Annotated in this window: 11 protein-coding genes; 8 read left to right on the forward strand and 3 right to left on the reverse strand. The window is 48.7% G+C overall.

The genetic code is table 11. From position 1 onward, the window contains the following. Positions 1–70 precede the first annotated feature (70 nt). On the forward strand, positions 71–1,243 hold the full coding sequence (locus tag AR543_RS07535; RefSeq protein ID WP_060533203.1) for a pectin acetylesterase-family hydrolase: 1,173 nt from the start codon (positions 71–73) through the stop codon (positions 1,241–1,243). Positions 1,244–1,491: 248 nt separating this feature from the next. Further along, a complete protein-coding gene (locus AR543_RS07540) occupies positions 1,492–3,573 on the forward strand; it encodes a class I SAM-dependent methyltransferase (RefSeq protein WP_060536684.1) in 2,082 nt (693 codons plus the stop codon). Between the two features lie 179 nt (positions 3,574–3,752). On the opposite strand, the gene AR543_RS07545 is transcribed toward AR543_RS07540, so the two are convergent. Together AR543_RS07545 and AR543_RS07550 are read right to left on the reverse strand one after the other, a co-directional pair. After that, on the reverse strand, positions 3,753–3,959 hold the full coding sequence (locus AR543_RS07545; RefSeq protein WP_060533205.1) for a hypothetical protein: 207 nt from the start codon (positions 3,957–3,959) through the stop codon (positions 3,753–3,755). A gap of 19 nt (positions 3,960–3,978) precedes the next feature. Then, positions 3,979–4,488, reverse strand: coding sequence for a hypothetical protein (locus AR543_RS07550; protein ID WP_060533207.1), 510 nt, complete (start codon positions 4,486–4,488; stop codon positions 3,979–3,981). Positions 4,489–5,648: 1,160 nt separating this feature from the next. Between AR543_RS07550 and AR543_RS07555 the strand changes: the two genes are divergently transcribed. After that, positions 5,649–6,878, forward strand: coding sequence for an MFS transporter (locus AR543_RS07555; RefSeq protein WP_060536685.1), 1,230 nt, complete (start codon positions 5,649–5,651; stop codon positions 6,876–6,878). Between the two features lie 90 nt (positions 6,879–6,968). After that, positions 6,969–7,649, forward strand: a complete 681-nt coding sequence (rnhA, locus tag AR543_RS07560) for a ribonuclease H (protein ID WP_060533209.1) — start codon at positions 6,969–6,971, stop codon at positions 7,647–7,649. A 224-nt stretch (positions 7,650–7,873) separates the two neighbouring features. On the opposite strand, the gene AR543_RS07565 is transcribed toward rnhA, so the two are convergent. Beyond that, positions 7,874–8,146, reverse strand: coding sequence for a hypothetical protein (locus tag AR543_RS07565; RefSeq protein ID WP_060533211.1), 273 nt, complete (start codon positions 8,144–8,146; stop codon positions 7,874–7,876). Positions 8,147–8,573: 427 nt separating this feature from the next. On the opposite strand from AR543_RS07565, the gene AR543_RS07570 reads away from it, so the two are divergent. The 4 genes from AR543_RS07570 to AR543_RS07585 all read left to right on the forward strand — a co-directional run bounded on the left by AR543_RS07570 (position 8,574) and on the right by AR543_RS07585 (position 14,153). After that, positions 8,574–10,418 (forward strand): sensor histidine kinase, encoded by a 1,845-nt coding sequence (locus AR543_RS07570; RefSeq protein WP_227871859.1) that lies wholly within the window; start codon positions 8,574–8,576, stop codon positions 10,416–10,418. Positions 10,419–10,712: 294 nt separating this feature from the next. Next, the gene (locus AR543_RS07575; protein WP_169725607.1) at positions 10,713–11,582 is read left to right on the forward strand and encodes an ABC transporter permease; all 870 of its coding nucleotides are present in this window, start codon (positions 10,713–10,715) and stop codon (positions 11,580–11,582) included. Between the two features lie 13 nt (positions 11,583–11,595). Further along, positions 11,596–12,537, forward strand: a complete 942-nt coding sequence (locus AR543_RS07580; RefSeq protein WP_060533217.1) for a carbohydrate ABC transporter permease — start codon at positions 11,596–11,598, stop codon at positions 12,535–12,537. Positions 12,538–12,608: 71 nt separating this feature from the next. Then, positions 12,609–14,153 (forward strand): ABC transporter substrate-binding protein, encoded by a 1,545-nt coding sequence (locus tag AR543_RS07585; protein WP_060533219.1) that lies wholly within the window; start codon positions 12,609–12,611, stop codon positions 14,151–14,153. The last annotated feature ends 75 nt before the right edge of the window (positions 14,154–14,228 follow it).

Consider the following 14,228-nt stretch of genomic DNA (forward strand, 5'->3'; position numbering starts at 1 on the left):
AACAATCCCCAAATAGACCATTCATCTTGCATGGTTCATTTAGAGAGAGTCATAGAAAAGAGGAACCAACATGATCGTGTCCAGTGTCGAATGGTTGATGCTTGCCCTGGTCCTGATAGCTATTATCGTTTTTATCATCAAACGTCCGTCCCGGGTAGTCAGCTTTGCTGATTCTCCACTATATAAATGGAGCCGTGTTGATCTGAGCGGCCGGGCGGTATCGGGAGACGGATCTTCCTACTATCTGCTGACCAAGCGGGGCCGCAGCAATAATCTGATGGTGTATTTTTCCGGTGGGGGCATCAGTTGGAACCGCAATACGGCGACCAAGCCTTTTGGACTGCGTACACTGCTGCATAATCATGAGCTGGGTTATTATTTTGCCAATATTCCTTTTTACAAACCCGATTTGCTGGGAGGCATACTGGATAATCAGCGCAAGGACAATCCATTTCGCGACTGGAATATTATCTATGTCCCTTATGCAACAGGCGATTTCCATATCGGAGATCATCAGGTGAAATACAAGGACCGCGGGAAATTGACATTCACCGCGCATTACAGCGGCCGGGCGAATACGCTCAAAGGGCTGGATTGGATGTTCAAGCATGTGCCTGCACCGGACAAGCTGCTGATCGCCGGAGCGAGTGCCGGCGGGTTTGGCTCTGCTTTTTGGGCACCGTATATCGCCGAGCATTATCCGCAGGCACAGTTGTACCATTATGCGGATGGCGCTTATCTGTCTTCGCACCAGTGGCCGCATATTATCGATGAAGTATGGAAAGCGGACTTCCGGCAGCGGTACGGCTATGAGATCGAGGACGATATTATCGGCGCCGCTTTCCGGGCGAACCACCGCCTGCTGCCCGAGGGAACGATACTGCTGCAGTCGAATACGGTGTACGACAAAGTACTGCCTTCGTATGAAGCCGTACTGAACGGGCGAACCGAGGGACTGGTCAGCGACGACCTGGAGATTACTAACGAATGGTCGCTTGGGATGCTGAACTCGGCACGCCGCTTGCAGCAGGAACTGCCGGAGTATTACTTTTTTATCACCGATTATGGAGTAGGCAGCGGCAAAAAAAGACGCGGCACGCCCCATACGCTGTCACCGTACAAAGTATTCTATTCCGCCCAGGAAAGCGGTGTGAAGCTGAGTCGCTGGCTTGGCGATATCATTAATGAAGATAAACGGTATTCGGTCGGCAAAGAGTTTGTCGAGTTCCCCGGCCGGGAGTAAAAATACCTGTACCTCTCCGTTATATCGCCATAGGCGTACAGAAGCGATGAACACCATGAATAAACCAGTCAGGCAATATCAGGAATAGCATTCAGTCATTGAACCAGTTATTTGGATGAAAATGATGGATATCAGGGAAAAGGCATTGTATTCGTTGGGCGGATACAATCCTTTTTTGTATCTATGCGATTAATGAGAAACTGCGCTTTATCTTATAAAATACGATTAATGGAAATGAGGGAATGATGATGCTGCAAGCTCTTGTTGCTATCGAATCTTATCGTAATGCAGGCCCGCCGTTGCCATTCAGCGCACCGTGGCTGAATCATCTGGTCTCCGCCGAAGAACGGATCGTCAATTTGGAACGGGTTAATACTCTGCAGGAGCTGAATGAAGCCAATCCGGTACTGGATTATGTAGAGCGTACACTGCGTATTCTCGATCAGCTGCGGGTATCGTTCTGGCTGCGTGATATTGTCGAAGAGACACTGATGTGGTCGGAGACAGCCAAAGGCGGCTCGGCACGTGAGCGGATACGCTGGCAGGAACAGGGGATCAATCTGTTTGTACATAATGAAGGGTCCGCCGAGCTATATGAGCGTGCTGCGATAGAGCCGGAGCATGACCGAACCCGATTGGTCACAGCACTGATCCGTACTCATGGACTGCTCGGTCAGTATCTGCGGGGAGAAGTTCCTTTTTATGAGAATCATACACTGACGGAGATCGTAGCCGAAGGCATATTGTCCCCGGAAGAAATGAAAAGTACGCTGCTCGTACTGAACCGCTGCGTGATTGAAGCCGTATCGACAGAGCTATGGCAGCGTGTACGAGACGAGCTGGTACAGCTGATCCATGCTATTGCCTATGGCGAGCAGCCGGAGAATGTTACCGTGCAGGATCGTATTTTGCGCCTGCGTACCGGCAGCGCGGCATATGGAGAGAACACACTGGAACAGTTGGAGCAGCTGCGCCGTCAGATTGATATAGACCAGGCGTTTGAACAGCTGGCAGATCGTACTTTTTGGTACGTCGAAGCGGCGTTAAAGGACTTTTCGATGGAGGAATTCAGCAAAATCTTCCTTCTAATCAGCAGCCAGATCGGAGAACAGGTGCGTCATATCAGTTTTGAGCGCCTGATGAACAGTATGTACTACGATTACAGAGGGACAAAGAAAATCAATCTGTACAAGAAGCGCATTATCGAGAAATATCTGGCCGATTGGGGATGGGATGAGCTGCGTACCGGTCGTCTGGATCTGTCCAGTCCGCATCTGACGTATGAGCTGACGATAGAGCCGCATATTGCGGATACCGTATTTTTTAATTTTGCCTTTTCTCCGGCAGCAGAGAAGCTGATCGAATTCTGCATGGAGGCAGAGAAGTCTCCATTGTATGAAAAGGCAGTGCTCATGCTGTTCGACCTGTTCGATCTGCGGCGTGATGCGTATGACCGTTTCCATAATGAGGATAGTTATCTGGAAACGATGAACCAAACGATCGATTACAAAAAGCTACTACTGCGCGATGTGGTTGGACAGACGGTACTGGATATCGGTCCGGGCGGCGGCATCATGCTGGATCTGCTGGAAGCGGAGATGCCGGAAGTACGCGCAATCGGTATCGATATTTCCGAAAATGTGATCGAATCGCTGAACCGCAAAAAACAGCGGGAAGGACATCAGTGGGAAGTCGTCAAGGGAGATGCGCTTGCTTTGCAGGAATATGTGACGCCGGGCAGTGTGGATACGATCCTGTTCTCCTCGATTCTGCACGAACTGTACTCCTATGTTCCTTTTCAGGGACGCAAATTCAATCTGGACACTGTCGCCGCTGCCCTTCGCAGTGCTTTTGAAGTACTGTCTGTAGGAGGCCGGATTATTATCCGCGATGGCATCATGACTGAACCGACCGTGCAGCAGCGCAAGATTACCTTCCTCGAAGAAGGAGGAATGACAGCGCTGGAGCGTTACGCGGAAGATTTTGAGGGCAGAGAGATCCAGTATGAGATTATGGGTGGCAATCAGGTGATGATGCCGGTGAATGATGCGATGGAATTCCTGTACACGTATACGTGGGGCGAAGAAGCATATGTGCATGAAGTGCAGGAGCAGTTTGGTTATATGACACCGACACAGTACCGTACATTGATCAGTGACACACTCGGGGAGCAAGCGAATATTGTGCATATGGAAGCTTTTCTGCAGGAAGGGTATACGGAGGCGCTGTGTCACCGGATACAGCTGCAGGATGAGTGGGATGAAGAGGTACGTCTGCCGAATAGTACCTGTATTATTGTGATTGAGAAGCTGCCAGGCGATATACAGTAGTTCACTGTGAAAATAGTAAACAGAAAAAATAAAACAGCAAAAAGCGATCCCAGTCGTTCGAATGATCCGGGATCGCTTTTTGCTGTTACTTTTACAAGGCAAGGGTATGTGTATCCATCATTGATCACTACCGGGTATGATCTGATCTGTATTTGAAAAGAAAACCGGATGCTGCTCAATCAGCGCTGGGTATCTTCATCTTCCGCATCTTGTTCATGCTGCGGCAGCTCATTATCACGCGGCAGTTCATTTTCGATCACACGTTTTTGTACTTCATCGCTACCTGAATCGGGAAAAGAATCTTCACGGAACAAGCCAAACTTAGGATCATTATCCCGTTCGGTAACCAGATTGTCCTCATTGGGGTCTTGCTTGTGTTCAGTCATGAGTTAGTCCTCCTTGGATTTAGCGGTCGCGGCGTTCAAAGCGATCCGGATCATCTTCGCCGGTAGAGCCGTTACGCAGATCGGTACCGTGTGCATCCTGATCGTAGGAAGATGGTACAGACGGATCTTCCGGTGTCTCGCCGCCATTTAGTTCATCGGCATCCGGGATATCCGGCAGAGGGCCGTCTTCTACCATGGAGTCATTTTGTGCATTGTCCATAATGCCCTGATCTACGGCATTGGTACCGGTATCCAGTTCCTCGGCATGGGTATCCAGATCAATCGTATGACGATGCAGATCAATATCTTCCGAAGCTAGCCGCGGGTCCAGATCGTGAACCGAATTGTTCTCGCTGATTACCGGCTGAATCCCTTCCTCATCACGAACCGTCGGATTGATCAGATCCAGATCATCCGCCGGAATACTTTGCAGTTCTTCTTCATCCCGTGCAGTTACCGGATCAATCGTACGATAACGGTTGTATTCCTGTGCAGCAGCATCCCTGTTATTATCAAATTCATTACTCATTTTATTCATCTCCTCGGTCGGTATGGACGCTTGTCGTAGGAGGTCCATTTATTGTAAAAGTCGTTTGTGTAAAATGTCTTACTCGTTCTTACCCCAAATTGCGGGGGATGACATCTTTCTTGCTAAATTCGGCGGGATGCTGGTGACTTAGCGGACTGAATGGTTTGAAGGAGAGTACGGCGGCTGCGTGGTAAAGTGGATAAGGTGATCGGGTGAGAGGATACTGTGTTGGATTAGTAAGATAAAGTGCTGTGGCAGAACAGAGTAGAGTAGTAGGGTAGACCGCTGCGAAAAGGGATTGTCCTGCTGGCCTCCGGTTAAGATCGGATATTTGGAATCACCGCTGATCGCGGTAAATATCCGATCTTAAATGTCGGCTTGCAGGACAATTCCCTTTCCTTCGCTCAGTGCAATCAACTGAAATTGGCTCGGTTAGTCTAAAAGCTCAAAGAATTTGATGGACTCAAGATTTAAACACTGCAGTTCAATCTCCATGCTCAGCTTCTCAGCCACTTCACGTTTTACCGCATCCATGAGTATCTCTCCAGCCTGCTGTCCTCCACCGGGCATAATGTAAAAGACATCACCCTGATCATCCAGCTACAAAGCCAGCATATGGCCTTCCCGGATAATAAGTGCTTTTGCAGAATTACGAATCATTCGCTCCATACTCATCACCTTTCCCAATTACTATGTATACTTGCACCCCATAATTACACTTATATCCAACGCCATTATTTCATGCTCAACCAAGGAAGTCGTAATTATTTTCTTCTTAATCTCACAAAACAGTTACGCCTAGCAACTGTGCACCCATAAAGTAATTGGAAAGCATCAATAGAAACGCCTAGCACGGAGCGGAGGGAAGGGAATTATCCTGCAAACCGACATTTAAGCACCGGATATGTACCGCGATAGCGGTGATTCAGACATATCCGGTGCTTAACCGGAGGTCAGCAGGATAATCCCTTCCCGAAGCGCTGTATCATTCATTGTCTGAAGCGCTGTATCATTCATTGTCTGAAGTGCTGTACCGTCAGATCGCCAATACGATATGCTGCATGATCGTCCAGGGCCATGCAGGCCCCCCTCCCAACGATTTGGACTTTCCTCCAAACAGGAGTAAAATGGTCGATAATCGAAAGGATGTGTCTGCCTGGATGGAGTTTCCATGGAAAAGAAATCTCATTGTATTATGGCTTGGCGTATTTTTTTGCAGTACGGCGTATTCGATTTCGATTCCGTTTTTGCCGATTTTTCTGGAGACGGAGCTTGGAGTGACCGATCATCTGGAGATCTGGGCGGGCATTGCGTTTGGCATTACTTTTTTGGCGAGTGCGCTAATCTCGCCATTCTGGGGATCGCTGTCGGACAAGTACGGACGCAAGCCGATGCTGATTCGTTCGGGATTCAGTCTGGCGGTGCTTTATCTGGTCAGTTACTTTGTGACCGATCCGTATGTGTTCCTGGTAGTTCGTCTCTGTCAGGGGCTGCTGGCAGGATTTGTACCGGCATCGATTGCACTTGTCGGAACAAATACACCGGAGCACAAGACGGGTTATGCGCTCGGCGTAATGGCGACTTCGGGAGCGACAGGGACGATTATCGGGCCGCTGATCGGTGGGGTGGTCAGTTATTATTTTGGCAACCGAAATGCTTTTCTATTCTCGGCGCTGATTGTATTGATCGCGGCACTGATTGCGACGATCTGGGCCAAGGAGCACAATTTCAACCGATCGGCCAAGCGCTCTCATGTGCTGGATGATATCAGGCAGGCGGCATCCAACCGGCTGTTCATGTCACTGCTGTTGCTGACGGGGGTAGCCAACTTCTCGGTGATGATTCTGGAACCTCTTATTACGATTTATGTAAAAAGTATGGGCGTGTCTACCAGTAATGCATCACTCAGTGCCGGGATTGTGTTCTCGGCTGTCGGTATTGCGACCCTGATTATGGCGCCGCGCTGGGGCAAGATCGGTAGCCGGATCGGCTTTGGCAAAGTGCTGCTAATCGGACTATTGGGCAGCGGGGTCGGTAATATGCTGCAGTTTTTCTTTACGGATATCTGGGGATTCGGAGCGCTGCGGTTCGGCTATGGATTGTTTTTTGCGGCGGTGCTGCCGTCGATTAATGCGATAATTGTCCGGGTGACACCGGCGGATTTCCGCGGACGGGCATTTGGACTGAATCAGTCGGCATCCCAGATTGCTACGATGGCAGGTCCTGTTATAGGCGGGCTGCTGGGGGCATGGCTGGATATCCGGTTTGTTTTTATTATCAATGGATTGCTGCTGCTCGTATGTGCCTTTATGGTAACAAGGCGCAGCTGGGAGATACCGGCTGCTGCAGCTGCCGAACCGGTTGCCAAAGTACGTACCGAACAGCCATAATGAAAGGTACATAAACAATCTATACACGAATATGTACAAGGACAGTCTGAGACTATGTGCAGGCTGAGGCAATGGAGGCATACAAAAGATATGGCAAAATCAAAATATTATGTAGTATGGGAAGGGCACAATCCAGGTGTGTATACATCATGGCCGGAGTGCCAGAAGCAGACGAGTGGATACAAGGATGGCAAATATAAATCCTATGAATCCCGCGCCGATGCGGATAAAGCTTACAGCGAAGGCTGGAAAAAGCACTGGGGACAGGGCAAATCCGGCACCGGTAGTTCGTCTTCTGCAGGAAATTCCCGGACAGCAGGCTATGGCAAACGTACTGCTGCATCGACGAGTATTTCGATGGATCAGATTGATTATGACAGTATCTCTGTCGATGTAGGTACACGGGGCAATCCTGGTCCGGTGGAATACAAGGGAGTCGATACACGCACCGGGCAGACTATTTTCAGCTGTGGCCCGATCGCCAAAGGGACCAACAATATGGGAGAGTTCCTCGCTATTGTACATGCGCTCGCTTACTTGAAGCGCCAGGGCAGCAGCAAAACGGTCTACAGTGATTCCGAGAATGCCCTGAAATGGGTGCGGCAGAAAAAAGCAGCCTCTACGCTGGTACGTGATGCTTCAACCGCCGAGATCTGGGAACTGGTAGATCGCGCAGAGCAGTGGCTGCGTACGAATACGTACAGCAACAAGCTGCTCAAATGGGAAACCCGCAGCTGGGGCGAGATCAAAGCCGATTATGGACGGAAATAATCAGTATTTCTGGTCCGACGACAATGGTACAGAACAACTTTGCCCATACGGACAGGTATAGTATTAGACAGCTCCAATACCAATACATGCAGTCACTCTAATCCTGTGAATCTGTATTCAAATAAGCCGGAAGCGATCAGAATATTCTGATTACTTCCGGCTTTTACTGTATAACTATGCAGCTGATTATACACGTGCTGTTGTTATGTTGCTTCTATATTGTTTTATTTATTCTCGTCCAAATCTTCCTCGCGGGCGAGTGCAGCGTCGGATTCGATATCTTCCGGGTCAGCCTGTGGATGCTTGCCGGCATCTTCTTCATCCGCAATACTGTCATATTCCTTCGGATTCATCCGTTCCGGCTGGATAACAGCAAGTTCTGCATCTCTTGGCAGTTCCACCTCGGTATCTTCTCCTGCCGGCTGGGAATCTTCGTCATCCAGTAATGAGTTTCTTGTTTTCCAAAATACATCATCATAGTGTTTGTTGTCTGTCATACGTATCATCTCCTTCGGAATAATGTTCCAGAGGAAATCGGTCCCCTTATTGGAGCTTACCCTTGTCATTGCCAGACCAAACATTGCCAGAACAGCACAGCTCTGAAGACGTTTAACAAGAAAAGGCTGTTTTTGACGAGAAATGACGGGTGGTGACGCAACTTACTCTGGCATATTTTTCATCTGTAGAAGGAATTTTACTGATTCTTCCGTAATTTATGTGTATCCGGCATGCGCAAACAAGTATAATAATAGTTATGAAATAACGCGTTATAAGGTACAATAGGGAAATATACATATTTATCAAGATTAAGTTCGTTCTGCTAACAATGAAGTATATTGGTATCACCAGGACAGTATATAAATAATGAGGTGCACTATGAAGTTTATGCCAAAAGCCTTAATTATATTCCTACTCTTCATTATCATGGCTATGCTGGCATTGTCTCTGTCTGCGAATGCAAGAGAAGACCAAAAATTCCAGCGTATCGATTATTGGCAGGTCCGATGGCAGGCACAGAACAGCTTTACCTCCAAGCCCTGGAATGACGACCAGAACGGTTACTGGACATCCTCCCAGTTAATGAAGGATGGCAAGCCGGTCAACAGCTCCTCCGCATGGATACGGATTCCGCTTCCAGAACTGAACTGGAACACCTCCGGCCTGCTGATCCGGGAACTGCAGGGCAAGCACGTTATCGTCTATCTGGACGACAACAAAATCTATGAATCACGCCGCGGTTACGCCTACGAGCAGAATCAGCTGCTGCTGCCGCTAACCCGCGAAGACTCCTATAAAATGATTTATATCTGGGTCGAATCTGCCCGGGAGAAAATTGGTCTGACCAATGGTATCCTGATCGGGGATTACCAGGAGATCCTGACCACTTATGTCAGCTCCGATCTGGTAGATGTGGTTATTGGATTTTCATTTATCTTTGTCGCTTTTATTATGGCCTTCTGCTCGGTGTTCCTGAGGGGACGCTCCCGCAGGATGTGGGTGAGTCTCTGTATCGTAATTCTGGCGCTGGGCAGTGTGATTGTGACCTATTCGCCGTTCCTGTTTACTTTTTATCCGGATGGGGACAGGCTGTACGCGCTTGGATTTGATATCAGCCTGTTTGTACTGGTGCCGGCATTTTATGAATTTTTCGAAAGTGTATTCGGCAGGGGCTACCGGGATATGATCCACAAGCTCAAACGGGTGCAGTACTTCTATTCGGGCTTCTGCGTATTGGCGCTGATCGCCAACGTACTCACCCATGACCGGTATTTCAAAATCTACTATGTGATATCCGTGCTTATCCTGGGATTGTTTATTCTGGCAGGGTTGATCCTGTTCATGATTATTACGATCCGGTATGCACTGCAGCGCAACCGGGCAGCGATTATTTTCGCTTCCGGATTTACCACTTTTGCGCTGATTACCGCCAGTGAGCTGATCTGGTTCTATCTGGAAGATGGGGATTACAAGCTGATGCTGTGGAAATGGGGCGTGATTTTCTTCGTGATCTCGCTGATCGCTATCATGGGCCGGGTATTTGCAGAGAATCAGCGGCAGGTGCTGCAGTATTCCCAGCAACTGGAGTTGTTCAATAATGAACTCCAGCGCTCCGAGAAAATGGATATGATCAGCGAATTGGCAGCTTCGGTAGCCCATGAGGTACGCAACCCGCTGCAGGTGACGCGAGGGTTCCTCCAGCTTACCCAGATGAATACGGATGACAAAGGTCGCGAGCATCTCCGAATGGCGCTCGAAGAGCTGGACCGTGCCGCCAATATCATTACAGATTTTCTTACTTTTGCCAAACCGCAGTTTGAAAAAACAGAGACGCTCAACCTGTATGAGGAGTTCCAGCATATCGAGAATATTATGCGGCCGCTGGCCAGCCTGCAGGGCAGTGTACTGCAGATTCAGGTACCGCAGCATCTGCAGATCCGGGGAAATTCGTCCAAGTTCAAGCAGGCCTGCATCAATATTATCAAGAACAGCATTGAAGCAGTACACAAGGAAGGCTATGTTCGGGTATGGACAATCGAACATGAGAACCATATCGAGCTGCATATCAAGGATAATGGCTCGGGGATGACCGAAGAAGAACTGGCACGATTGGGAGAACCTTATTTCTCCAACAAGACCAAAGGAACCGGACTTGGTCTGATGGTCACTTTCCGTATTATAGAAGCCATGGACGGCAGTCTGGAATTTTGCAGTAAAAAAGGTGAAGGCACTGAAGCCATTCTGACATTTCCGATCGCGGCGCGCAGCTAATGCGTGTCCTGACCGGAAAAGCGGAATGGCTTTTTCTTATGAGATCAGACCGATCAGCTAAAACATAGCAGAATATTGAAAGGGTATAGCAGAATAGTGTAATAAAAAGCATAAAGAAAACGCTTACAATAAAAGGGTAAACGATATCAATCCCACTGGCCCATTTTATACCTGACTCCCTGAGCCAGAGCACAAAGGAGGAATCATTCATTGGATACCGCAAAATCTATCCCTGCCGTGCGTGTAAAGCGTTCCCGGCGCAAGCAGTTTCACAATAGCCGTGTGCTCTTGCTGATGTGCTGTCCGGCTGTTATTTTCTTCTGTATATTTGCCTATTTACCGATGCCCGGCCTGTATCTGGCATTCGTCAAATACAATTATACAGATGGCATTTTTGGCAGTCCTTTTGTCGGATGGGATAACTTCAAATTCCTGATTATGACCGGTGATCTGTGGAGGCTGACTTTCAATACGGTTGCCTATAATCTGGCTTTTATCCTGCTTGGCAATATCGCGCAGATTACAGTTGCGATCCTGCTGAATGAAATCCGCAAAAAATGGTTCAAAAAAGTATCGCAGACACTGATGTTTTTGCCTTATTTCATCTCTGCCGTGCTGGTTGGCCTGCTGGCCTACAATATCCTCAGCTATGACTATGGTCTGCTGAACGGCGTACTGGGCGCACTCGGCATGGACCCTGTCAAAGCTTACTCGGAGCCGCACCTGTGGCCGTTTATCATTATTATTACGTATCTCTGGCAAACGACCGGTTACGGTTCGATTATCTACTTTGCCGCTATTATGGGACTGGATACAGAGATTGTGGAAGCCGCAGAGATCGATGGAGCGAATGCTTTTCAGCGTATTGTCCATATCGTGATTCCGTGGCTCAAACCGACATTCATTATTCTGCTGCTGTTCTCGCTCGGCGGTATTCTCAAAGGCAACTTTGGATTGTTTTTCAACTTGGTAGGTGCCAATAACACGGCATTGTACGCCAGCACCGATATTATCGAGACGTATGTATTCCGCTCGCTGATGACCAATTTCAACTTCTCGATGGGCAGCGCCGTCAGTCTGTATCAGTCCATATTCGGCTTTGTCGTCGTACTGACTGCCAACTGGATCGTCAAAAAAGTTTCCCCGGAAAACTCATTATTCTAGGAGGTGCACAGCGATGGATATCAACAGCAAAATGGATCTGATTGGCAGTACTCCTCCGCGGCCTGCACGTATTCGCCAGGATAAGAGTGAAATTATTGTACGCTGGGCCGGATATATTTTTATCAGCCTGTTTGCCATTTCCTGTCTGCTGCCGTTTCTGCTTATTCTGGGCACGTCTTTTACGAGCGAGAGCGCGGTCAAGCAGCATGGATTCAATATCTGGCCGCATGAATTCAGTACATTCGCCTACCAGATCGTATTCGAGAATCCCAAGCTGATTATCGGATCGTATCTGGTCACAATGGGCATTACCGTTGTCGGTACGATTGTCGGCCTGTTTATCGTGGCGATGACCGGATATGCACTGCAGCGTCCGGATTTCTCTTACCGGAATCGTATTTCCTTTTTTATTTACTTTACGACTCTGTTTTCCGGCGGACTGGTGCCGTTCTATCTGCTGATCACCCAGTACCTGGAGCTCAAGGATAATTATCTGGCGGTACTGCTGCCGGGGCTGCTCACACCTTTTCTGATTATTATGATGAAAAGCTTTGTTCGCTCGATTCCGCATGCGATTACCGAATCCGCCAAAATTGACGGAGCCGGCGACTTTACTATTTTCCTGCGGCTGATTCTGCCCATGTCCACACCGGCGCTGGCAACGATCGGGCTGTTTATCGCCCTCGGCTACTGGAACGAGTGGTATCATGCGATGCTGTTTTTGTCGCCGGATATGGATTATCGTCCGCTGCAGCTGTTCCTCTACAATGTGGTCACCAGCGCCGACTTCATCCGCAATTCGGCAGCGTCCTCCAATGTGGCAATGAGCGATGTACCGCTGGAGACGATGAAGATGGCAACAGCAGTCGTCGCTACCGGACCGGTGATTTTATTTTATCCGTTCGTTCAACGCTATTTTATCAAAGGGATTACAGTCGGCGCGGTCAAAGGCTGAGACTGTTCGAATAATGTAGATATCGGGGCAGTAGGATATTATCTAGCAATGATTCCAAAGGGGGCCAATGTATGTGGAAATTCCGTAAGCTGATCTCGGCACTGATGGTGGCTGTTATCGTTCTGTCACTCGCTGCCTGCGGCGGCAGCAAATCCGGCGCTGGAGACGACAAATCGCAGTTTGTAACTGTCACATTTGTCGCGCTGGGCGACAAACCGAAGAATGGGCAGTTTGAGAAAGTGATGGAAAAAGTCAATACGATCATGAAGCAGAAGATCAATGCCGAAGTAAAATGGAAATGGGTAGAATGGGCCGACTGGCAGACCAAATACAATCTGCTGCTCGCTTCCGGTGAACCGGTTGATCTGATTACGATCGGTACCGACTGGCTGGATACCTGGTCCAATGCGCAGCGCGGCGCTTTTATGCCGCTGGATGATCTGCTGCCCAAGTACGCTCCGGTCACCTGGAAATCGATTCCTGCCGAAGATTGGAATCAAAGCAAATATAACGGCAAAATCGTGCTGATTCCCGAAAATGATTATACCCAGTGGATTAACCACGGCTTCTTCTATCGTGGCGACTGGGCGAAACAGGCCGGTATCACCGAGCCGATCAAGGATTGGGATACGATTGGCAAGTATCTGCAGTGGATCAAAGATAACAAACCTGGCGTTATTCCATGGGATGCGCAGTCCAGTACCAGCACTTTTGGAGGCTGGGTCCAGTCGCATACGCCATATCTGGAACTGCCAATGTCGACAGGTTATCTGCCGGTGTTCAATACCAAATCCTATGACGACCGATATACGGTAGTCAGTCCGATCTTCGAAGATACATTCCTGAATTTTGCCACTACGATGAAAGAGTGGGCGGACAAAGGCTACTGGCGTGAGGATGTACTGAACAACAAAAATGATACCCGTGTCGCTCTGCAGGCGGGTCAGACCGGTATGGATCAGCATCATACACAGACCTTCTCCGGTCTGCGTGTACAAATGGATAAAAAACAGCCGGGTTCGGAACTGCAAATGTTCCCGTTCTCCCGTCAAAGCGGCAATCTGCTGGAAATGCCGATTACCCATGGCGGTGTATCCATTGGTGCCCATAGCAAAAATCCGGAACGTGCCCTGATGGCCTATGACCTGATCCGCAATGACAAAGAAATCTACCAGCTGATCAACTATGGAATGGAAGGCGTACAGTACGATATCAAGGACGGCAAGCGTGTGCTGCCAGCCAATTATAACGAGACCAATGATGCGTTCTACTCCGACTTCTGGGCAGGCCGAATGGATGAACACGAGATTCCAAGCGATACCACCTGGGACAAAATCGATACCCTGTACAGCGAATACGACAAAATCAAAAAGCCGTATCCATATGGACAATTCGTATTTGACAAAACAGCTGTCGAATCGGAACTGACTGCCATTTCACAGGTGACTGCAGAAATGGGACCAGCGATTACTTATGGCAAAGCCGGCGATCCGGCGCAGGCTGTGCAGGATTTCCGCGATAAGCTGAAAGTAGCCGGTTATGACAAAGTGATGGCAGAGCTGCAGCGTCAGCTGGATGCCTATAAAGCGCAGCAGGAGTCTGCAGGTACCAAATAAATCTTTCTGACATTCTGCTTGCTATCGATATCCAATACATTATCAAAAATCCCTGAACAACAAGGCTGTACTAGC

Source organism: Paenibacillus bovis (genome assembly GCF_001421015.2).
GTDB lineage: Bacteria > Bacillota > Bacilli > Paenibacillales > Paenibacillaceae > Saccharibacillus > Saccharibacillus bovis.

What these genes read in the sequence shown, in the direction of transcription:
- AR543_RS07580 (WP_060533217.1), top strand. Translation starts at nt 11,596, where the DNA reads ATGGATATCAACAGCAAAATGGATCTGATTGGCAGTACTCCTCCGCGG.
- AR543_RS07555 (WP_060536685.1), top strand. Translation starts at nt 5,649, where the DNA reads ATGGAGTTTCCATGGAAAAGAAATCTCATTGTATTATGGCTTGGCGTA.
- AR543_RS07540 (WP_060536684.1), top strand. Translation starts at nt 1,492, where the DNA reads ATGCTGCAAGCTCTTGTTGCTATCGAATCTTATCGTAATGCAGGCCCG.
- AR543_RS07585 (WP_060533219.1), top strand. Translation starts at nt 12,609, where the DNA reads ATGTGGAAATTCCGTAAGCTGATCTCGGCACTGATGGTGGCTGTTATC.
- AR543_RS07575 (WP_169725607.1), top strand. Translation starts at nt 10,713, where the DNA reads ATGTGCTGTCCGGCTGTTATTTTCTTCTGTATATTTGCCTATTTACCG.
- rnhA (WP_060533209.1), top strand. Translation starts at nt 6,969, where the DNA reads ATGGCAAAATCAAAATATTATGTAGTATGGGAAGGGCACAATCCAGGT.
- AR543_RS07535 (WP_060533203.1), top strand. Translation starts at nt 71, where the DNA reads ATGATCGTGTCCAGTGTCGAATGGTTGATGCTTGCCCTGGTCCTGATA.
- AR543_RS07550 (WP_060533207.1), bottom strand. Translation starts at nt 4,488, where the DNA reads ATGAGTAATGAATTTGATAATAACAGGGATGCTGCTGCACAGGAATAC.
- AR543_RS07565 (WP_060533211.1), bottom strand. Translation starts at nt 8,146, where the DNA reads ATGACAGACAACAAACACTATGATGATGTATTTTGGAAAACAAGAAAC.
- AR543_RS07545 (WP_060533205.1), bottom strand. Translation starts at nt 3,959, where the DNA reads ATGACTGAACACAAGCAAGACCCCAATGAGGACAATCTGGTTACCGAA.
- AR543_RS07570 (WP_227871859.1), top strand. Translation starts at nt 8,574, where the DNA reads ATGGCTATGCTGGCATTGTCTCTGTCTGCGAATGCAAGAGAAGACCAA.